Genomic DNA, 19,394 nt, shown 5'->3' with positions numbered 1-19,394 from the left:
ACGGTGTGATGGTACGGCCGCCTGGGTCATGGACATGTCGCCTTCCTGCCCGCAGTGCACCACGTGTCGTCGGAGCCGGCAGGACGGCACGGCGTACGCGGCCCGGCGTTCCACCAGAACCTCCGTCGGTAGAACTGCCTACCCCCTCAAGGAATCATGGTGATACGAAGACTCGCGGTGGCCGGTATATCCCTGGCCGTCACCCTCGCAGCGGCCGTCCTTCCCGCGGCCGCCGCGCCCCCGGCGGATTCGCCCCCTGCCCCGCCGTCCCGCACGATCTCCGTCGCCGACCGGGCCGCGCACCGTCCCGCCGCGCCGCGGCTACGTACCGACGTCGGCCGCGCCGCGCTCCTCGACGCGCCGGACATCGATGTGGCCAAGGTCCAGGCCCACCTCACCGAGCTGAACAGCATCGCGACCCGCAACGGCGGCACCCGCAAATCCAGCGGGCAGGGCTACCGGGACTCCGTCGCCTACGTCAAGGGCAAGCTCCAGGCGGCCGGCTACACCGTCACCGAGCAGCCCTGCACCTCCGGCTGCGCCTCGGGGGCCGGACCCAATCTGATCGCCGAATGGCCGCAGGGCGACGCCTCCAGGGTGTACATGTTCGGCTCCCACCTCGACAGCGTTTCGGCAGGTCCGGGCATCAACGACAACGGCTCCGGTTCGGCCGCACTGCTGGAGACGGCACTGACCCTCGCCGAGCAGCATCCCGCCATGGCGGCCCGCGTCCGGTTCGGCTGGTGGACGGACGAGGAGCAGGGCCTCAACGGCTCCGACTTCTACGTCAACTCCCTCTCCTCCGCCGAGCGGGCGAAGATCAAGGCGTACTACAACTTCGACATGATCGCCTCGACCAACGGCGGCTACTTCATCAACCACATCAACTCCGCCGCCGCCCAGCCGATGAAGGTCTACTGGGACTCGCTGAGCCTCCAGCCGGAGGAGAACACCGAGGGCGCGGGACGCTCCGACGACTACTCCTTCGAGCAGGCCGGCATCGCGACCTCCGGCTATGCGATGGGCGCCAGCGCCAGGAAGACCTCGGCGCAGGCGACGAAGTGGGGCGGCACCGCCAACCGCGCCTATGACTCCTGCTACCACCAGTCCTGCGACACCACCGGCAACATCAACGCCACCGGACTCAACCGCAGTGTCGACGGTATCGCCGCCACCCTGTGGCAGCTCGCCGTCACGCCGTCCACCCCGGCGAACGACTTCTCGCTGGCCGTCAGCCCCACGGCCGGCAGCGTCGACCCGGGCGCGTCGGCCACCGGCACCGTCTCCACGGCGACCACCAGCGGGTCCGCCCAGACGGTGCAGCTGTCGGCGTCCGGCGCACCGGCAGGCGTGAGCGTCTCCTTCAGCCCCTCCTCGGTGACCTCCGGGGCCGGCTCCACCATGACCGTCGCCACGACCACAGCCACGGCGCCGGGCACCTACCCCCTGACCGTCACCGGCACCGGGTCCGTCACCCGCACCGCGACCTACACCCTGACCGTCAAGGGAACGGGCGGCTGCACCGGCCAACAGCTTCTCGGCAACGGCGGCTTCGAGAACGGCACCACACCCTGGACGGGCGACACCGGAGTGATCGGGGCCCACGCCGGCCAGTCCGCCCACGGGGGCAGCAGATTCGCCTGGCTCGCCGGATACGGCTACTCGGCCACCGACACCGTCAGCCAGCCGGTGACCGTGCCCGCCGGATGCCGCAAGGCCACCCTGACCTACTGGCTGCACATCGACACCGACGAGAGTGGCGGCGTCGCCTACGACACCTTCAAGGTCAAGGTGGGCAGCACCACCCTGACGACCCTCTCCAACACCGACGCGGCCGCCGGCTACACCCAGCGCACCCTGGACCTGAGCCCCTACATCGGACAGCGGATCACCCTCACCTTCACCGCCACCGAGGACTCCGGCCTCCAGAGCAGCTTCGTCCTCGACGACGCGGCCCTGCAGACCGGCTGACCCGGCGCACGAGCCCGGAGGGGCAGGCCCTCACCGGATCTGCCCCTCCGGGAGGTCCCCCCCTCCCCGCGCGGCGTGCGGTGGCTCAGGCCGTCGCCTCGTCCGTCTGGTAGCAGGCGGCGGTGAAGCGGTCCCGGTCCCCGGTGCGTGTCCAGCCGCCGGTGCCCCGGCCGGGGTCGGCCAGGGCGAAGCCGTTGTCGCGCAGCTGATCGCGGAGCGCGTCGGCCGGGAAACCGCTGCCCTCGGGGGTCTCCCCGACCGGCCAGAGCGTGACGAGCAGGGCTTCGGTGTCGCCGGCGTCCGGTTCGCGGTCGAGGCTGGCGATTTCGAGATGCCAGCGGCCATGACGGGTGAAGGCCTCCGCGCGGAAGACGGCCCGCGCGGCCGGGGCGTTCTGCTCGGTCTCGGTCATCGGGGGTGGGCTCCTGTCTTGGGCGGGGAGTGCGGTGCCTGCGGGGAGTGTGGTGCCTGCGGAGAGTGTGCCGTGATGCCTGGCAGCGTACGGTGCGTCTGCCCCGTCTGGGCAGAGCATGCGTCACCGGGGCCGGGAACGGGCGTGGGCCGGGCTCTCGCCCCGGCGGGCGCACCGCGCCCCTGCGCCCGGGCACCTCACGGCTCCTCGGCGTCGGGCCGCGTCCAGCGGGTGGGCAGGGCGGTGGCGGGGGTGGTGTGTTCGGGCAGACCGGCGAGGGCTTCGACGTGGGCGGGGCGGAAGGGGGCGGGGCCGCTCCACTCCAGCAGCAGGACGGTGGCGTCGTCGTTGAGCCGCCCGCCGTGGTAGGCGAGATGACGCCGCATCAGACGACGCAGGGTCTCGGGCACGGGCAGCCCGTCGGCATGGTGCTGGATGAGGAAGTCGGTGAATCTCGGCAGGCCGAACTCCTGCCCGTCGCTGTTGCGGGCCTCGGTGATGCCGTCGCTGTAGAGCAGCAGCCGGTCACCGGGTTCCAGTTGATCCCGGCAGAGGGCGGGCGGCACGCCCAGGTCGGTGCCCATGGGAGGCGCGGGCGAGCAGGGCAGGCTCAGCGCGGTGCGTCCCTTGCGGATGACGACCGGTGCGGGGTGCCCCAGGCTGGTCCAGATGAGCACCCCGGTGGCGGTGTTCAGCTCGGCCAGGATGCCCGTGGCGAAGCGGTTGCCGTCGAACTCGTCGGCGAGCACCCGTCCCATGGCTTCGGCGGTCGGCAGGATCCCGGAGCCCTGCCGGCGGTGGTTGCGGCTGGCGGCGACCGCGAGGCTCGCGGTCAGCCCGGCGGCGGTGTCATGGCCCATCGCGTCGAAGAGCGCGAGGTGCACGATCTCATCGGCGACGGCGTAGTCGAAGACGTCGCCACTGACCTCGTAGGCGGGCTCCATCACCGCGCTGATCAGCAACCGGGCGGTGGCGAACGTCCTCGGTGGCATCACGCGCCACTCCATCTCCGCGGCGATGTTCATCCGGCGGCGCCGTACGAGCTTGGCGTACGTATCGCTCGTCCCGCGCTTGCTGACCACCATCAACGCGACCAGCCCGGCGAGATTGCGCAGGTCCTGAGCCGTTTGGGCGTCCCACTCCATACCGGGCGCGGCGGAGGCCCGCAGGACCCCCAGACGCTCGGTGCCGTCGAGCAACGGCACCCACCACAGGCCGCCTTCGGAGGCGGTGCTCGCGACGATGCTCCCCGTCTGGAAGGCCCGCCCCGCCAGGGTGCCCTCGATCCGCAGCTCATCGGGGACGGTCTCCGCCCCGCCGCCGGCGCCGGATCCCTGGCCGGCGAGCAGGCACAGCACGTCCTGCTGGAGATCGGCCAGGTAGATCAGAACCTCCAGCCAGCCGACCCGGGCCGCATGCTTGGCGACCACGTCCGGGACATGATCCAGCGTGACCACATGGCTGGCGGCAATCAGATCACCCAGCATCCTTCCGCGGGCCGCTGCACTGCTCATTCAGGCACCTTTCCTCGAACGCCGGCCCGCCGAGCCGTCCGCCCTGTGGGCTGTCCCGCCCTGGCACCGCCGCTCACCGGCGCACCCGGGCGGTGCATGTGCTGTCGCTGTGCTGCTGATGGTGACACCGAGACGGAGTTTGCCCGTAGCGACACCGCGGGGAGGCACGAGAGCGACACCTCGGGAAGGCGTGGTCGCGGCAGAATCTTGAGGCGGGCGGGCCGCGACCGAGCCGCTGGTGGGGCGGGCGGCCGGGGCGATGGCCGATCCGGTCGTTACCAGGGCCGGTGGTCGGTCGCGCACAGCCCCCGGCGCGCCGGCGGTCAGGGAGCCATCCGGACCACCTCTCCGCTCTCCAGAGCCACATAGAGGGCACCGTCCGGCCCGAATGCCAGACCGTGCGGCTCCGACGACGAGGCGGGCAGGGCGAATTCCTCGATACGGCCGTCCGGGGCGATGGAGCCGATGCGGTGGGCTCCCCATTCGGTGAACCAGCAGTCTCCGGCCGGACCCGCGACGATCGCATGCGGCCGGCACGCGGGGTCCGGGAGGGGGAACTCCTCGATCCGGCCGTCCGTGGTGATCCGGCCTATCCGGCCGGCGCCGATCTCGACGAACCAGAGGGCGCCGTCCGCGCCGCAGGTGATGCCGACCGGCGCGGCGTTCGCGGTGGGCAGCGGGTAGACGGTGATCTCTCCCTGGAGGCTGATACGGCCGATCGCATGCGCTTGATTGAGGGTGCACCACAGTGCGTCATCGGGGCCGGCGGTGAGGGCCGAGGCGAAGGCGCCGCTGACCGGCAGCGGAAACTCCGTCACTTCGCCGTCCGTGGTGATCCGGCCGATGCGGTCGGCGTGCATCTGCGTGAACCACAGTGCTCCGTCGGGGGCGGACACGATGCCGAACGGACCGCTGTCCGGGCTCGGGAGGGGGAACGAGGTCGCCTCCCCAGTGACCGTGATCCGTCCGATCCGGTGGTCCTGGCTCCGGGCGAACCACAGCGCGCCATCGGGTCCCGGGGTGATGGTGGTCGGCCCGCAGGACGCGGAGTCGAGCCGGTGGCACAGGAGTTGACCGTCCGGAGAAAGACGGGCGATCTGCCCGGTGTGGACCAGGGTGCACCACAACGCCTGGTCGGGGCCGGTGGTGAGGGCGTACGGGCCCGCGCCGGGGTCGGGGACGGGGAATCGCTGGAACGAGGCGACACGGCGCGACATGGGTGGGGTGCTTCCTTTACGTGGAACGTGCTGATACGTGGGGCTCGTCAGGAGGAGGGGAACACTAGCGCTACTTTAGTTGCATTAAGAGATATTGTCACGGTGCCGGTGTGCGGGCAACCGGATTTGGGGGTGACCGGAGCCGGATCCGCTCCGGCCGCTCCCGAAGCGGCGTGCGGACGTCGGGACATACCGGCGTCGGCGGCGGGTAGGGGAGCGACCGACGGGGGCTCGGCAACAGAGGGGAGCCAAGCGCATGACGAGCAACAGCACGTTGGCGGCGGGAAGGGACCCGGAGACCACGTCGAAGGAGAGCGCCGTTCCGGCTCCGACGGTGCTGCCGCAGATCCCGTCCCCGCAGCGCGTGGCCCCCGCCGACGCACGGGAGTTGTCCAAGCGGTTCCTGCTGCGGCTGGAAGAGCTCGACGAGGGGACGAGCGAGTACCAGTACGTGCGGAACACCCTGATCGAGATGAACCTCTCCCTGGTGCGCTACGTCGCGCGCCGCTTCTCCAGCCGCAGAGAATCCATGGAGGACGTCCTCCAGGTCGGCACGATCGGCCTGATCAAGGCGATCGACCGTTACGACGCCTCCCGCGACGTGGAGTTCACCACGCTGGCCGTCCCCTACATCCAGGGCGAGATCAAGCGGTTCTTCCGCGATACGACGTGGTCGGTGCGGGTGCCCCGGCGGCTGCAGGAACTCCGTATCGACCTTGCCCGTGCCCGGGAGGAGCTGGAGTGCGAGGGAGTCCACGAACCGTCCGCCGCCGACCTCGCCGCCCACCTCGATCTGGCGGAGGACGAGGTCGCGGAGGGGCTGGTGGCCTCCAACGGCTATGACAGCGACTCCCTCGACCGGCCCATCCAGGCCGGCGGCGGAAAGCAGCAGACCGGACTGGTCGCCGACCTCATCGGCACCGAGGACCCCGCCCTGGCGCTGGCCGAAGACGTCCAGGCCCTCAAGCCGCACCTGGCCGACCTGGACGAGCGTGACCGCACCCTTCTCCAACTGCGCTTCGGGGCGGAGATGACGCAGGCGGAGATCGGCGAGGAACTCGGCCTCTCCCAGATGCATGTCTCCCGCCTCCTCAGCCGCGCGTGCGCCACGCTCCGCAAGGGACTTCTCGAGAGCTGAGGCGGTCCGGGTACGGGCCGCGGGCCCGGCCACGGCCAAGGTGCGGCAGCCGGCGGACGGGGGAGCACCCCGTATACGGATACGGATACGGACACCGGGCGTCGTGCGCCACCGTCCGGCGTCGTCAGCCGGCCTGGTCGCTGTCCTTCATCGCGCCCCAGCCGTGCCAGCGGTCGATCTCGATCCAGGCGCTGATCCGGCGCCGGTCCCGCTGCGGGTACGGCCTGCCGAGGTAGTGCTGCGCCAGCCGGTCGATATCGGCGAGGTCCTCGTCCGTACCGGTCTCGATGACGTGCCCGATGAGGCTGAGGTGCGTGTACCAGTTGCCCTCGTCCAGCACGGTGAGGCTGACCCGCGGATCACGGCGGAGGTGCGCCAGCCGTTTGCGGCCCTCGTCCATGTTGACCAGCACCCGGCCGTTGTCCCAGAGGTACCAGGTGGCCGTGGAGACCGGCTGGCCGTCCGACCGCAGCGTCGTGATGACCGCCGGGTTCGCCTTGGCCAACACGGCGACCGCCGCATCGGGAAGCGGTGGCTTCGACATCGGGGGCGCTCCTTCCTGGGCTTCTTGATCCGGTCCGGGGCCATCTTGCACGGATCCCCGCGCTTTATTCGGCAGCACCCACCGCGGGAGCGGCACACCGGTGGCTGCGGCCGGTGGGCCGTGCCGGTCCGGTCGATGCCACCGGGGCGGTGCCGGGCTGCTCCGGGGCGGTGCCGGCCGGCTTCCGCAGCAGCAGCATGGCGGCGTCGTCGTGCAGCTCCCCGCCCACGTGCGCGAGCAGGTCCTCGTGCAGTGCGGCGAGGGTGCGGGACGGTTCCTCCGAAAGGTGCTGGGCCAGCCGTTCCCCCAGCGGGTAGAACGCCCGCTCGTGGTCGCGGGCCTCGGTGACCCCGTCGGTGTAGAAGAGCACCTGATGTCCGTCGACCAGCGTCACGTGCTGGAGGCTCGGCGACTCGCCGGCGAGGGACCGCAGTCCGAGCGGCGGGGCCGGACGGACGGGTTCGACCGGCAGGATTCCGGAGTCGTGGACCAGCAGCGGAGCGGCGTGCCCGCAATTGACGAGCTCCATGCGGCCGTCCTCCGGGTACCCGGCGAGCACCGCCGTGACGAAGTCGTCCGGACCGAGGTTGCGCGCCAGGCTCCGCTCGATACGGTGCACCACGTCGAGGAGGTCCGGCTCGTCGTAGGCCGCTTCCCGGAACACGCCCAGTACCAGGGCGGCGACCCCCACGGCCGGCAGTCCCTTGCCGCGCACGTCGCCCACGATGAGCCGCACCCCGTACGGCGTCGGCACCAGCGCGTAGAGGTCACCACCGATCCGTGCCTCGGCAGCGGCGGCGCTGTAGTGGACCGCCGCCTGGAACGGCCCGACGGTCGACGGCACCGGCTTGAGAAACGCGTGCTGGGCGGCTTCGGCCACCGAACGGACGGCGGCCAGTACGTGTTCGCGGCGGCGGCGCAGCGCGCTGGCCAGGCCACCGGCCAAGGTCACGGCGGCCAGCGCGGACAGCATGATCGCCTGCTCGGTGCCCGGCGCGCCGCCGCGTACACCGAGCACCGCGGCCAGCGCCACCGCCAGGGCGCCGATGCGCAGCACGCCCCACGGCCCGCTGGTGGCGGCGGCCAGCGCGGGGCCGACGGCCAGCAGCGGCAGCCAGTTCATACCGGTGCCGTCGGCGAGGGCGAGGAACGCGACGACGGCGATGATCAGTACCGGCGCGTGGTGGGTGTAGTGCCGGAAGACGCCTGTGGTGGCGGACGGTTCCTCCACCGAGCGGCGCACCGTTGCCCACAGAGCGGAGAGCGGTGCGGTGAGCTGCCGTCGCGGCCGGTGGTCGTGGGGGTGGATTCGGGCCTGGTGCATGTCCTCGTCCACAGCTCGCTTCCCTGCTCATGGCACATACGCGCCGAAATGTCCGTTTCATCTAGGAAACGGGAGTCGCGCGGCAGCCGCAAGGACCCGGATTTCAGATAGTGAGCGACAAACCCCTGGTCACGCGGCTCGCTGCCGGAAGCAGTCGGTCCCGGACCTCGTCGAAGCGGGAGATCCGGTCCGCCCGGAGCGAGACGCCGAGGGAGCCCAGTATCTGCCCGCTGTACACCGGCACCGCGACGCAGAACGTGCCGAGGGCGTACTCCTCCATGTCTGTGACCACCGGCGATACGGGCATCGTGTCGAGCCGTCGGAGGAGTTCGGCGCGGACGGTGATGGTGCGGGGGGTGAGGTCGGCCAGGGGGTGGCGGGACAGGTAGTCGTCGCGGGCGCCGGCGTCCAGCTCGCGCAGTACGCACTTGCCCAGCGCCGTGGCGTGGCCGGCGTCCTCGAAGCCCACCCACAGGTCGACCCGCGGCGCCCGGGGGCCGTCGACGATCTCGGCGACCCGTATCTCGCCGTCCTCGAAGAAGGTCAGATAGGCGGCGGCCGACAGGTCGTCGCGCAGGGCCGCGAGCGTGGGCCGGATCCGGTTGAGCAGGGCCTGGGCGCGCCCGCCGGACTGGAGTGTGTCCAGCTTGTCGCCGAGGACGTACCCGCCGTCCTCCAGCTTCCGGATGTACCCGTCGTGAGTGAGCGTGCGCAGCAGGTGATAGGCGGTGGCCAGCGGCAACTCCGTCTCCCGTGCCAGCTGCTTGGCCGGGGCGCCGCCCTCGTGTGCACCCACGGCCTCCATGAGGCGGAAGGCTCGCTGGACGGAAGTGATGAGCGTCGGGCCTTCTGCGGTGCCCATACATTCAGCGTGCGCCCGGCGTCCCGCTCAGGCAAGGGTGGCCGACGGGAGGCGGCCCTCCGCGCTCCCTCCCCCACTCCCTCCAGAACATACATTCGAATATGTGGGTACGCTGGAGGCATGGTCACGCACCTCCAGGGCTCACTCTTCGACCAGACCGACGAGGTCCGGCTCGGGTCGCTGTGCGGGATGCGCCGGACCGTGCTCGGCGACGGAGCCTGGCTCGATCTGCTGCCTGGGTGGCTGAGCGGGGCCGATGCCCTGTTCGCCCAGCTCGCCGCCGAAGTGCCCTGGCAGGCCGAGCGCCGGCAGATGTACGAGCAAGTGGTGGATGTACCGCGGCTGCTCGCCTTCTACCGGTCCGGCGACCCGCTGCCGCACCCCACACTGGACGAGGCGCGCGAGGCGCTCACCGCCCACTACGCCGACCAGCTCGGTGAACCGTTCACCACGGCCGGGCTCTGCTACTACCGGGACGGCCGCGACAGTGTGGCCTGGCACGGCGACCGGATCGGTCGCGGGCGACGTGAGAACACCATGGTCGCCATCCTGTCCGTGGGTGAGCCGCGCGATCTGCTGCTGCGCCCGCGACGCGGCGGCGGCAGTGTGCGGCACCCGCTGGGACACGGCGACCTCCTCGTGATGGGCGGTTCCTGTCAGCGCACTTGGGAACACGCGATCCCCAAGACCGCGCGGGCGGCGGGGCCGCGGATCAGCATCCAGTTCCGGCCGCACGGCGTACGCTGACGGCAGGGGCCGCCGGCGACCGCACACCATGGGTGCGTGCCTCGCCGACATGACGAACGGACCCCCGAGCCGAAACGGCTCGGGGGTCCGGTTACTGCCTGGGCGCGATGGTCAGCGACGGTGCCGGCACACCAGGCGCTCCCGGTGCCAGACCCTGATCCAGCGGCCACCGTGACGCATGCCGTGTCCGTCACGCCAGGCCGGGCGCCAGACGCGGGCCCAGTGTCCGCGGAGCATGTGACAGTGCCCGCGGTCGAGGTGTCTTGTGGCGGTGTGGTCGCCGTGGTGAGTGGGTGTGGCCGAGGCGGTTCCCACCGTGGTGAGGACGGCGCCTCCGGCGAGGGCAACGGTGGCGGCGCCCAGAGCGAGGGCGCGCTTGAATCCGTCAATCATTGAGGATCGTGCCTTTCTGCATTGCCGTGGTGCGAGATGCCCTGCCGACGGCCGGGCATGAATGACCATGCACCGGTGACGCCCACCAAATCCGGTCAACACCAATGGCTTTACGCAATGCATACAGAACGCGGAAGAAAGCGACATCTCACGTATCTGCTGTCCCATCTGTCGCAACTTGATGGGGATTTCTCCAGGAGTGCCACGATCGCGGCGTGGCGTGTTTCCTCCGTGGGCGGCGGAGAGGAGTCGTGGGGGCAACGCCCCGGTCATGCACGGTCCTTTCGCGGGGGAAGCGCGTCCGGGAGAGGGGGCGCGGGCACAACCCCGTCTGGTCGCCGGTCGGTGGTCCCTCCGGTGTTTGTCGCCCAAGTCCTGCCGGCACGCGCCTGGTTCGTGAAAGACGCGCCGGACGCGCAGATCACGGCGCCCCGGACCGCCACGCCGCGCCCGCCCCGCCGGCTCCCGCAGACCTGCCCGGCCCCGGCACCGTCCTGCGCCCCGCAGGCCCCGGCCGACACCCGGGCACGCGCCGTTCCACGACGTCCCGCGGCGGCCGCTGCGCCTGATCCGCCGTACGGGTTCCCGGCCGGAGAGACGCATCGCACCAGGTAGCAGGAATGTGGCTGCCGCCGACCGGTTCGCGGGCGGTGCGGGCCCGGGGCCGTACAGGTGATTCCTGCGGACCCGTGGCCGGGCGGGCGCAGTGCGGCGCGGTGGCAGTCCAGAATGGCTCCGCGCCGCCGTGCCACGCCCTCACAGGCCGCTTGTGGCGCCGACACCTTCCGAGGGCGGGGCGCCCCGATGGCCCACCCCCACCAGAGGTGTTGAGTTGAAGCACACAAGCGCACCTACGCCCCGCACCCTCCTCGCCGGTGCCGGTGCGGTGGCCCTGATCGCCGCCGCACTCACCCTGCCGAGCGCCGAGGCCGCTCCCGTCCAGGGGCCCGACCCCCAATCGTCAGCCGCCGCCGTGCAGCGCGCCAAGGCCCTCAGTGCCGCCCTCGGCGCGCGCGGGGCCGGCGCCTATTACGACGCCAGGAACCACCGTCTCGTCGTCAATGTCACCGATCGGGCCGCCGCGGGCACGGTCCGGGTGGCCGGCGCCGAGCCCCGGGTCGTCCGGCATTCCCTCGCCTCGCTGGACGCCGCCCGCGCCACCCTCCGGGAAAAGGCCACCATCCCCGGCACGGCCTGGGCGATGGATCCCAAGGCCAACCGGGTGATCGTCGTCGCGGACCGAACCGTCCAGGGCCGCAAGCTGCGGCAGCTGACGACGGTCGTCTCCTCGCTCGGTGACCGCGCCGCCCTCCAGCGGTCGGCGGGCCAACTCCGGCCGCTGATCGACGGGGGCGACGCCATTTGGGGGCCCGGCGCACGCTGCTCGCTGGGCTTCAATGTCACCAAGGGCGGAAAGCCGTACTTCCTGACCGCCGGGCACTGCACCAGTGCCATGCGGACCTGGTCCGACACACAGGGCGGACCCGAGATCGCGAAGACGGTCTCCAGCGACTTCCCCGGTAACGACTTCGGCATCGCGCGGTACACCGACGACGACATCGAGCACCCCAGCGCCGTCGACCTCTACGACGGCGACTCACAGGAGATCACCGAGGCCGACGACCCGATCGTGGGCCAGCGTGTGGCGCGCAGCGGCAGTACCACCCACCTGCGTGAGGGGGACGTCCTCGCGATCGACGCGACGGCCAACTACCAGGAGGGGACGGTCGACGGACTGATCCAGACCAGTATCTGCGCGGAGGCCGGCGACAGCGGTGGCGCGCTCTTCGAGGACGAGGCCGCGCTGGGCCTGACCTCGGGCGGCCGGGGCGACTGTGCCACGGCCGGCCAGAGCTACTACCAGCCGGTGCGCGAGGCCCTGGAGGAGACCGGAACGCACCTCGGCTGACCCGGCCGTCACGCCGGAGACGCGCAACGCCCTGCTGCGCCACGGGAGGTGGTGCGGCAGGGCGGCGTGGTGCTCGGGGTCCTCAGGCGCGGAGAGCGGCGTCGAGATCGCGAAGGATCTCTCCCACCCGCCCGCCTCCGGGAGGTGCGGCCGGCAGTCGGCCGAGTACCGCGGTGACCGCTGTGGGGGCGTGCTCACGCGCCCAGTCGAGGGTCCCCGCGGTGACGCGCGGGTCCGCTGCGCATGCCAGTTCTTCGGCTCGTGCCGCATGTGCTGCCGCACCGAGTATGTGTTTCACCTGATGGGCGCTTGCCTTGGGATGAAGGTACGCGGCGGCGGCCGCATGGCTCGCCGCTCGGGCCGCGTCGACCACAGCGGGGGAAGCGGCTTGCTGCGCCGCTCGGTACGCCGCCCACGCGCTCTGCCGCAGGGCGCCCGTGCGGCGGCCGCCGGCGGCGAAGGCGTCCGCTGCCTCGATGGCGGCGCGGGGACGCGGGTCAGCAGGATGCATCTCTTCGAAGAGCGCCAGCACCCTGCGCGCACCGTCGGCCGCGTAGCCCGCGATGTCGCGAAGTTCGTGTTCCGTCAGCTCGATCTCGTCCGGTTCAGTGGGCACGGGCCCATCTTGCCGCAGGTCGTCCCTGTGCCGGGGATGGTCGAACCTGGTCGTTCGGACTGTCGCGCCCGCGGTCCGCGAGGTCAAAAACGGCGGACGTAGCGCTTTTGCCAGGGGGTTTCGACGGCGTGGGCGTCATAGTTCCGCCGCACGAATGCCACGGCCTGGGCTGGCGGTACGCCGTCCAGGACGGCGAGGCAGGCTAGGGCGGTGCCGGTGCGGCCGCGGCCGCCGGCGCAGGCGACCTCCACGCGCTCGGCCACGGCACGGGCCCACACCTCGCGGAGCGTCTGCAGTGCCTCCGCACGGTTGACGGGCAGCCGGAAGTCAGGCCAGCGCAGCCACCGGGATTCCCAGGAGAGCGGGGGAGGCTGCGTGCCAAGCAGGCGGACCGTGAAGTGCGGTGGGGGGCCGTCGGGCAGCGGTCGGCGCAAGGCGCGCCCCCGGATAAGGCGTCCGGAGGGAAGCGTCAGCACTCCCGTGTCGGTGGCTGTCCAGGAGTCGGTCACCGGTTCACTGTAGTGCCGAGGCGGGCGCGCGAGGACACCCCGTCGCGACCCGTGCTCTTCGCCGGAGTGGCCCAACTCGGCGCGGAGGGACGGAGTTTATTCGGAGTGGAAACAAAACCTGATGCCGGGACCGTTGCCGCTGTGTAACATGTGCACACGCCAAGCAGCTATTACCGGGGAGGGCTTGATGGTTCCGGAACTTGTCAGGGTGTGGGTGTCCGGCTGGGTGGTGTCGCGGCGCCGGCCGCGGCCGGTCGAGCTGCCCTGGGGGCTCTATATCGACGTCGGCAAGCCCGGTCAGGTGGGGCGTCATGTGCTGCCCGACGCCGAGGAGTCCGCGGTGCGGGCGGCCGCCGCGTCGGTGACCGTGCCGCACACCTGGCTCAAGGTGCCCATGGAGCCGGAGAAGGTGGGGGACTGGCTGTCGCGGGACTGGGTGGTGGACCGGGACGAGGCGGGCCATCTGATGGCAACCGACCTGTGTGCCACGGAGCCGACGGTGCCCGAGGGCTACACTGTGACCACGGAGACCCGTGAGGGCGTCCGCCACGTCCGGGTGCTCGATGCGGCGGGCGAGTGTGCCGCCGACGGCCGGATGGCCCTCCTCGGGCCGGCCGCGGTCGTCGACTGCGTCCGGACCGAGGACGCCCATCGCCGCCGCGGCCTGGGCGACTTCGTGATGCGGGCGCTCGCCGACCACGCCGTGGCCGAGGGCGCGTCGCTCGGTGTCCTGGGGGCGACCGACGACGGACGCGCGCTGTACGAGACGCTGGGCTGGAAGCGGCACGCGCGGCTGGCGGCATGCATCTACCGGCCCTGACGTGGGCACGAGCCCGCGGTGACCGGCGGAAGGTGACGCAATCGTGCGACGCCCCACCGGGTGACCTGCGACGACGCGGTGCGGGGAAGCGCCCTGCCGGGACGGACGCACGGCGCTCGGTCTCAGCGGAGCAGGGCGTGCGTCAAGGTCATCAGGCGTTCCCGGGCGCGGGCGTCGTATGCCTGGTCGTGCGCCCGGGTCTCGGTGAAACGGTCGAAGTAGCGGCCCGTGGTGGAGGCGAGGGCGGGGTCGAGAAGCAGCCGTACGGTCGGCCGTACCCCCTCTTCGATGCCCACCGCGGGCGTCAGGCCATAGGCGCGCACGCCCTCGGTGTCCATCAGATGGGCCGGGTGCAGGGTGTTCACGGTGACGCCGGTGCCGTCGAGTTCGGCGGCCAGCTCGAAGGTCGTCATGATCATCGCGAGCTTGCTGCGGCAGTAGGCGCGCAGTCCCTCGTAGTCGCGCTCCAGCATGACGTTGTCGAAGTCGATGGCCTCCTGGCCGATCGACGCGACATTGACCACCCGGGCGGGGGCCGAGGCGATGAGCAGCGGCAGCAGATCGCGGAGGAGGGCGTAGGGGGCGAGGTGGTTCACGGCGAACCGCAGCTCGTGCCCCTGCCGGCTCAGCTCCCGTCGCAGCGGCTCGGTGCCCCCGCCCGCGACCGCGTTGTTGACCAGCGCGTCGAGCCGGGGTTCGGTCGCGCGGATCCGGTCGGCCATCGCATGGACCTGGTCCAGGTCGGCCAGGTCGGCGAGGTAGGTCCGGACGGTGGTGCCCGGTGCGATCGTCCGTACCTGATCCGCGACGGCATCCAGACGCGTGCGGTCGCGGCCGTGCAGCAGCAGGGTGCCGCCACGGGGGGCCAGGTCGAGCGCGATACCGCGGCCCAGCCCCTGGGTCGCGCCGGTGATCAAGGTGGTGTGTGTGCTCATGCCCGCGATCATGGCGGGCCCGGTACGTGAACGGGAGTGCGTGCTGATCCTGGTGTGGCGACCACCAGTCACCGTTGTGGCCGGTGGCGAGGTGGCGGGGCGGTCCGAACGGCCCTCAAGTGGCCTGTCGTGGAATGCAGTGGGGCGCTGTCGACGGCCGGTGGACACTGTCGTGATGTACTCGGACGCCGATGCCGCCGCGCTGTATGACCTGCTGAATCCGTGGGAACCCGGGAGCCGGTCCAGTGACCGCTTCTACGACGAGCTGGTCAGGGCCGCCGAATCGGTGCTGGACGTCGGCTGCGGGACCGGCGCCATGCTGCACTGGGCGCGCGAGCACGGCCACACCGGCCGTCTCGTCGGCCTCGACCCGGACCGGGCCGCGCTGGCCAGGGCCCGGCGTCGTACCGACATCGAATGGGCCGAGGGCACCGCGGCGGACGCCGCGCCGGAGGCCACGTTCGAGCTCGCGACGATGACCGGGCACGCCTTCCAGTGTCTGGTCACCGACGAGGAACTGCGCGCCTCGCTCGCCGCGATCGGTGCGGCGCTGCGCCCGGGCGGCCGTTTCGTCTTCGAGACCCGGCGCCCGCAGGCACGTGCCTGGCAGGACTGGAACCCGTCGGACGCCCGCGACCTCACCGGCCCGGCCGGACGCGCCCTGCGGGTCTGGCACCGCGTCGAGTCCGTCACCGGTGACCTGGTCACCTTCACCGGCACGACGGCGGAGCCCGACGGCAGCGTGCTCCGCGTCGACCGCACGACCCTGCGCTTCCTCGAGGTGGCGGCGCTCGACGTGTTCCTCGCCGAGGCGGGCTTCGCCCTCGAGGGCCGCTACGGCGACTGGGACCGCGGCCCGGTCACGGGAACGAGCCGGGAGATCATCACGATCGCCCGCCGGAAGTGACCGGAACGGTCCTCGGCGGGCGGCCGGTTGTCGGTGGCGGACTGGTCTCCGGGCCCGTACGGGCGGCAGCGCCGCAACCGGCTCCTCACCCCGGATAGGCCGGGGCCAGCGCGGAGGTCATCAGGCGGTGCGGGGTGCCCTTGCCGTCGGCGGGGACGGTCCACAGATCGGAGCCGTAGTCGCCGGGGAGGGCGTAGACGAGGGTGGAGTGGTCGGACCACAGGGCCTGGTCGTCGATGTTGCGATGCTCGGTGGTGGCGGTTTCGGCCATGCTGCGCAGGTCGAGGACGTACAGCCGCCAGGGGGCGTCGGGGGAGGCGTGGGCCACCCGCTTCTTGTAGGCGAGGCGGGTGCCGTCGGGGGAGAGGGAAGGGCATTCGACGTTGCGGTGCAGGGTGGTCAGGGTGCGGGCGGTGACATCGCCCCGGACGAGATAGGTCCGGCCGCCGGTCGCCAGGGTGGCGTAGAAGCGGTGGTCGTCGGCGAAGGTCACTCCCCAGACATTGACGTCGGAGGCGTGGTATGGCCGGCCGTCCTTGGTGACGGCGAAGGACTCCAGGTTGTCGTCGATCGCCCAGGTGCGGGTGTCGACGAGGGCGGTGCGGGTGGAGAAGTTCGTGCCCGCGTAGGAGTCGCCGCTGACGAAGACGGTCCATGCGACGAGATGGCCGGACGGCGAGACCCGGGCGCGGGTGGGGATGCCGGCGGCCGGGAAGTGGCGGCGCTCGTGCAGCCGGGAGTCGAGGACGACGGCCCGGTAGGTGTCCCGCAGTGCGCCGTGCTCGGCCTGCAGGCAGATCGCGGTGCCCGCGGCCGCGTGGAAGCGCAGGCACTTGACGCCGGAAACGGTGCGCGGTGCCGAGGGCCGGCCGGCGGGCACGGCGGCGATTTCGTCACGGTGCGGGCCCCAGGCCAGGTTGCGCACCAGCAGCTGACGGCCGGCGGACGACTGCAGCGCGACGGTACCCGTCCGCACCGGCGGGCCACCTGCCTGGTCCCGCTCGCGCGAGCCGGACCGGTCGGCGGCGCGCAGCACCGCCACGGTGCCCACGGTCCCGAGCAGTACGACGGCGGCCAGCAGGATGACCACGCGGGTGGTGCGGTTCATGCGGACACCTCATCGTCGGTTCGGTCGGTTCGGTCGGTTCGGTCGGTTCGGTGTGTTCAAGGGTTCAAAGGCGAGCGGGCGCTCCAGCTGCTGGTGCCCACCTGCTGGTCAACCACCTTGACACCAGACGGAGTTCACCAGCGCGGCCGAACCGGCAAGCTCAGTGATGCCCCGGCGGGCCAGGGGCCACACCGGTACCGGGGCAATGGGGCGCCGTAACCGTAGAGGCCGCGGAGGTTCCCGGCCGGGTCCGGCGGGTGAAGACCGGGCGAACGCTTGCCCCGCGCAATCGGGCGCCACCAGGGGCGGGATGCCCGCTACCCGACGGCGCGGGCGATGAGCAGGGCGACATCGTCGTAGTCGTCGGGGTGCCGCAGGGTGCGCAGGAGGTGGTCGCAGGTCTCCTCCAGGCTCATCCGGGGGGTGTCCAGCAGGCCGACCAGGACCTGGAGCCGGGTGTCGATGTCCTGGTCCCGGGTTTCGACCAGGCCGTCGGTGTAGAGGACGAGTTGGTCGCCGGGGGTCAGGTCGATGGTGGTCGCGTGGAAGGTGACGTCACCCACGCCGAGCGGGGCACCGGTGGGCAGGTCCAGGAGCGCGGGAGCGCGGCCGGGCCGGAGGAGAACGGGGGGCAGGTGGCCGGCGGTCGCGATGCGGCACTCGCCGCGGTGCGGGTCGTGGACGGCGTAGACGCAGGTGGCGATGGCCTGTTCCAGGCCGGTGCTGCTGCGGTCGACGTGCTGGAGGACCTGCGCGGGATCCAGGCCGAGATCGGCCAGCGCGCGCGTGGTGTTGCGCAGTTGGCCCATGGTGGCCGCCGCGTTGATCCCGCTGCCCATCACGTCCCCGACGACCAGCGCGGTCCTGTCGCCGGTCAGCGGGATGACGTCGAACCAGTCGCCGCCGACCTCGCTGGCCGCTCCGGCGGGCTGGTAGCGGGAGGCGATCTCCAGCCCCGGCTGGGGCGCCGGACGCTGCGGCAGCAGGGTGCGCTGCAGGGTAAGGGCGGTGGTGCGTTCGCGCTGGTACCAGCGGGCGTTGTCGATGGACACGGCGGCCCGGTTGGCCAACTCGCCGGCCAGGACCAGGTCGTCGTCGTCGAACGGCAGCGGGTTGCGCAGGCGCTTGAGGTCGAGGGCGCCGAGCACGGTGCCGCGCGCGATCAGCGGCACCGCCATGTAGGAGTGCAGCCCGGCCCGGGCCAGACGGGCCGCGGACTCCCCGTCCCGGGCGATCCGCGGCAGATCCTCCGCACCGACATGCGACACGAGGACCGGGGTGCCGGTGGTGACGCACCGGGTGACCAGCCGGTCCGCCTCGTACCGGGCGGGTTCGCCGACGGGATCGGCGGCGCCGACCGCTTCCGTGTCGTAGGCCGCCGCCACCGCCAGGGCACGGAACACCGACTGCCCGCCCGAGGAGCCCCCGGGGCCGGGGGAGTGGTGCAGGGTGGTGTCGAGGATGTCGACGGCGGCCACGTCCGCGAGGTCGGGAACGACGGTATCGGCCAGCTCCCGGGCGGTCTGCTCCAGATCGAGAGTGGTGCCGATGCGCACGGAGGCATCCGCGATCAGCGCCAGCCGCTGACGGGCGTGGTACGCCTCGGTGGCCGCCCGGTGCCGGTCGGTGACGTCGATCACCGAGGCGGCCACCCCCAGGACGGTGCCGCCCGGAGCCTCCAGCCGGTAGTACGACACCGACCAGGCATGATCATGGTCGGGGTCGGCGGGGGTCCGGCCGACGACCGACCGGTCGACCTGCGGGACACCGGTGGCCAGTACCTCGCGCATCGCCGCCTCGACCGCCTTGGCGCCGAGAAAGGGCAGCGCCTGGCGGACCCGCCGGCCGAGGTGCGCCTGTGCGGGCATGCCGTTGATGCGCTCGAGCGCCGGATTGACGGCCACATAGCGCAGGTCGGTGTCCAGCACGGCCAGGCCGATCGGGGATTGCGAGACGAGTCGGGTGGAGAGCGCCACATCCCGTTCCACCTGGCGCAGGATCGCCTGGTCGGTGGCGAGCCCGAGGGCGTAGACGTCCCCGCTGTCGTCGGTGAGCCGCATGTTGCGGAACTCCAGCAGCCGGGTACTGCCGTCCTTGTGCCGGACGGGGAAGATCCCGGCCCAGGTCTCCCCGCTCTCCATCACCCGGGCGAAGAGCTCCAGTACGCGGTCGAAGTCCTCTTCGGCCACCAGCAGCCGGGCCGCGTACTGTCCGAGCGCCTCCTGGGCGGGGTAGCCGAGAAGCTGCTCGGCCTGCGGGCTCCAGAGCACGATCCGCCCGGTCGCGTCGAGCACGACCGCCGCGACGGCCAGTACGTCCAGCAGGCCGCGGGTCGGCGACGGCCCGGCCGAGGCGCGGGCTTCGGACGGGCCGAGATCGGCCTGGAACCCCTCGGTGTCCATACCAGCCGCTCCTGATACCGCCCGCCGAAACGGCGGCCGGTCCCTCTGGTTCACTCACCCGACCCC

The 19,394-nt window shown here is 71.9% G+C and carries 18 protein-coding genes; 6 read left to right on the top strand and 12 right to left on the bottom strand.

Translation table 11 applies throughout. From position 1 onward, the window contains the following. The first annotated feature begins 156 nt into the window (after positions 1–156). On the top strand, positions 157–1,971 hold the full coding sequence (locus OIU81_RS00810; RefSeq protein WP_329142025.1) for a M28 family metallopeptidase: 1,815 nt from the start codon (positions 157–159) through the stop codon (positions 1,969–1,971). A gap of 85 nt (positions 1,972–2,056) precedes the next feature. On the opposite strand, the gene OIU81_RS00805 is transcribed toward OIU81_RS00810, so the two are convergent. From OIU81_RS00805 to OIU81_RS00795, 3 genes are all read right to left on the bottom strand, one after another. Then, a complete protein-coding gene (locus tag OIU81_RS00805; RefSeq protein WP_329142023.1) occupies positions 2,057–2,383 on the bottom strand; it encodes a hypothetical protein in 327 nt (108 codons plus the stop codon). A 197-nt stretch (positions 2,384–2,580) separates the two neighbouring features. Then, on the bottom strand, positions 2,581–3,870 hold the full coding sequence (locus OIU81_RS00800) for a PP2C family protein-serine/threonine phosphatase (protein ID WP_443074108.1): 1,290 nt from the start codon (positions 3,868–3,870) through the stop codon (positions 2,581–2,583). 350 nt (positions 3,871–4,220) lie between these two features. After that, positions 4,221–5,114 (bottom strand): virginiamycin B lyase family protein, encoded by an 894-nt coding sequence (locus OIU81_RS00795; RefSeq protein WP_329142019.1) that lies wholly within the window; start codon positions 5,112–5,114, stop codon positions 4,221–4,223. A gap of 256 nt (positions 5,115–5,370) precedes the next feature. Between OIU81_RS00795 and OIU81_RS00790 the strand changes: the two genes are divergently transcribed. Continuing rightward, positions 5,371–6,252: a SigB/SigF/SigG family RNA polymerase sigma factor gene (locus OIU81_RS00790; RefSeq protein ID WP_329142018.1), complete on the top strand. Its 882-nt coding sequence runs from the start codon at positions 5,371–5,373 to the stop codon at positions 6,250–6,252. A gap of 124 nt (positions 6,253–6,376) precedes the next feature. Here OIU81_RS00790 and OIU81_RS00785 read toward each other — a convergent pair whose 3' ends face one another. The 3 genes from OIU81_RS00785 to OIU81_RS00775 form a co-directional block, all read right to left on the bottom strand. Beyond that, the gene (locus OIU81_RS00785; protein WP_329142016.1) at positions 6,377–6,796 is read right to left on the bottom strand and encodes a PPOX class F420-dependent oxidoreductase; all 420 of its coding nucleotides are present in this window, start codon (positions 6,794–6,796) and stop codon (positions 6,377–6,379) included. Positions 6,797–6,860: 64 nt separating this feature from the next. Next, on the bottom strand, positions 6,861–8,120 hold the full coding sequence (locus OIU81_RS00780) for a PP2C family protein-serine/threonine phosphatase (RefSeq protein ID WP_443074107.1): 1,260 nt from the start codon (positions 8,118–8,120) through the stop codon (positions 6,861–6,863). A gap of 103 nt (positions 8,121–8,223) precedes the next feature. Further along, on the bottom strand, positions 8,224–8,982 hold the full coding sequence (locus tag OIU81_RS00775) for an IclR family transcriptional regulator (protein WP_329142014.1): 759 nt from the start codon (positions 8,980–8,982) through the stop codon (positions 8,224–8,226). Between the two features lie 120 nt (positions 8,983–9,102). Between OIU81_RS00775 and OIU81_RS00770 the strand changes: the two genes are divergently transcribed. After that, on the top strand, positions 9,103–9,729 hold the full coding sequence (locus OIU81_RS00770) for an alpha-ketoglutarate-dependent dioxygenase AlkB (protein ID WP_329142012.1): 627 nt from the start codon (positions 9,103–9,105) through the stop codon (positions 9,727–9,729). Positions 9,730–9,840: 111 nt separating this feature from the next. On the opposite strand, the gene OIU81_RS00765 is transcribed toward OIU81_RS00770, so the two are convergent. Next, positions 9,841–10,122, bottom strand: coding sequence for a hypothetical protein (locus tag OIU81_RS00765; protein WP_329142010.1), 282 nt, complete (start codon positions 10,120–10,122; stop codon positions 9,841–9,843). An 832-nt stretch (positions 10,123–10,954) separates the two neighbouring features. Here OIU81_RS00765 and OIU81_RS00760 point away from each other — a divergent pair. Further along, a complete protein-coding gene (locus tag OIU81_RS00760) occupies positions 10,955–12,031 on the top strand; it encodes a S1 family peptidase (protein ID WP_329142008.1) in 1,077 nt (358 codons plus the stop codon). 82 nt (positions 12,032–12,113) lie between these two features. On the opposite strand, the gene OIU81_RS00755 is transcribed toward OIU81_RS00760, so the two are convergent. Next, on the bottom strand, positions 12,114–12,647 hold the full coding sequence (locus OIU81_RS00755) for a putative immunity protein (protein ID WP_329142007.1): 534 nt from the start codon (positions 12,645–12,647) through the stop codon (positions 12,114–12,116). 83 nt (positions 12,648–12,730) lie between these two features. Further along, positions 12,731–13,156 carry a protein-tyrosine phosphatase family protein gene (locus tag OIU81_RS00750; protein WP_329142005.1) on the bottom strand — a complete coding sequence of 142 codons (426 nt, stop codon included), beginning with the start codon at positions 13,154–13,156 and terminating at the stop codon, positions 12,731–12,733. Positions 13,157–13,343: 187 nt separating this feature from the next. Between OIU81_RS00750 and OIU81_RS00745 the strand changes: the two genes are divergently transcribed. Then, complete coding sequence (locus OIU81_RS00745) at positions 13,344–13,976, top strand: GNAT family N-acetyltransferase (RefSeq protein WP_329142003.1); 633 nt, start codon at positions 13,344–13,346, stop codon at positions 13,974–13,976. A 122-nt stretch (positions 13,977–14,098) separates the two neighbouring features. Here the strand turns inward: OIU81_RS00745 and OIU81_RS00740 are convergent, their stop codons facing one another. Beyond that, entirely contained in the window at positions 14,099–14,911 is an 813-nt protein-coding gene (locus OIU81_RS00740) for an SDR family NAD(P)-dependent oxidoreductase (RefSeq protein ID WP_329142001.1), read from the bottom strand. Positions 14,912–15,086: 175 nt separating this feature from the next. Between OIU81_RS00740 and OIU81_RS00735 the strand changes: the two genes are divergently transcribed. Next, positions 15,087–15,818 carry a class I SAM-dependent methyltransferase gene (locus tag OIU81_RS00735; protein WP_329141998.1) on the top strand — a complete coding sequence of 244 codons (732 nt, stop codon included), beginning with the start codon at positions 15,087–15,089 and terminating at the stop codon, positions 15,816–15,818. Positions 15,819–15,903: 85 nt separating this feature from the next. Here OIU81_RS00735 and OIU81_RS00730 read toward each other — a convergent pair whose 3' ends face one another. Further along, a complete protein-coding gene (locus tag OIU81_RS00730) occupies positions 15,904–16,926 on the bottom strand; it encodes a TolB family protein (RefSeq protein ID WP_329141996.1) in 1,023 nt (340 codons plus the stop codon). Between the two features lie 317 nt (positions 16,927–17,243). Beyond that, a complete protein-coding gene (locus OIU81_RS00725; RefSeq protein ID WP_329141994.1) occupies positions 17,244–19,328 on the bottom strand; it encodes a SpoIIE family protein phosphatase in 2,085 nt (694 codons plus the stop codon). Between the last annotated feature and the right edge of the window lie 66 nt (positions 19,329–19,394).

Origin of the sequence: Streptomyces sp. NBC_01454 (assembly GCF_036227565.1) — a bacterium.
Classification (GTDB): domain Bacteria; phylum Actinomycetota; class Actinomycetes; order Streptomycetales; family Streptomycetaceae; genus Streptomyces.
This window is presented reverse-complemented; position numbering and strand designations above follow the sequence as displayed.

Excerpts from the sequence above, each read along its gene's own strand:
- OIU81_RS00745 (WP_329142003.1), top strand. The coding sequence starts at position 13,344 with ATGGTTCCGGAACTTGTCAGGGTGTGGGTGTCCGGCTGGGTGGTGTCG.
- OIU81_RS00805 (WP_329142023.1), bottom strand. The coding sequence starts at position 2,383 with ATGACCGAGACCGAGCAGAACGCCCCGGCCGCGCGGGCCGTCTTCCGC.
- OIU81_RS00765 (WP_329142010.1), bottom strand. The coding sequence starts at position 10,122 with ATGATTGACGGATTCAAGCGCGCCCTCGCTCTGGGCGCCGCCACCGTT.
- OIU81_RS00725 (WP_329141994.1), bottom strand. The coding sequence starts at position 19,328 with ATGGACACCGAGGGGTTCCAGGCCGATCTCGGCCCGTCCGAAGCCCGC.
- OIU81_RS00810 (WP_329142025.1), top strand. The coding sequence starts at position 157 with ATGGTGATACGAAGACTCGCGGTGGCCGGTATATCCCTGGCCGTCACC.
- OIU81_RS00740 (WP_329142001.1), bottom strand. The coding sequence starts at position 14,911 with ATGAGCACACACACCACCTTGATCACCGGCGCGACCCAGGGGCTGGGC.
- OIU81_RS00770 (WP_329142012.1), top strand. The coding sequence starts at position 9,103 with ATGGTCACGCACCTCCAGGGCTCACTCTTCGACCAGACCGACGAGGTC.
- OIU81_RS00800 (WP_443074108.1), bottom strand. The coding sequence starts at position 3,870 with ATGCTGGGTGATCTGATTGCCGCCAGCCATGTGGTCACGCTGGATCAT.
- OIU81_RS00795 (WP_329142019.1), bottom strand. The coding sequence starts at position 5,114 with ATGTCGCGCCGTGTCGCCTCGTTCCAGCGATTCCCCGTCCCCGACCCC.
- OIU81_RS00790 (WP_329142018.1), top strand. The coding sequence starts at position 5,371 with ATGACGAGCAACAGCACGTTGGCGGCGGGAAGGGACCCGGAGACCACG.
- OIU81_RS00730 (WP_329141996.1), bottom strand. The coding sequence starts at position 16,926 with ATGAACCGCACCACCCGCGTGGTCATCCTGCTGGCCGCCGTCGTACTG.
- OIU81_RS00775 (WP_329142014.1), bottom strand. The coding sequence starts at position 8,982 with ATGGGCACCGCAGAAGGCCCGACGCTCATCACTTCCGTCCAGCGAGCC.
- OIU81_RS00785 (WP_329142016.1), bottom strand. The coding sequence starts at position 6,796 with ATGTCGAAGCCACCGCTTCCCGATGCGGCGGTCGCCGTGTTGGCCAAG.
- OIU81_RS00780 (WP_443074107.1), bottom strand. The coding sequence starts at position 8,120 with ATGCACCAGGCCCGAATCCACCCCCACGACCACCGGCCGCGACGGCAG.
- OIU81_RS00735 (WP_329141998.1), top strand. The coding sequence starts at position 15,087 with ATGTACTCGGACGCCGATGCCGCCGCGCTGTATGACCTGCTGAATCCG.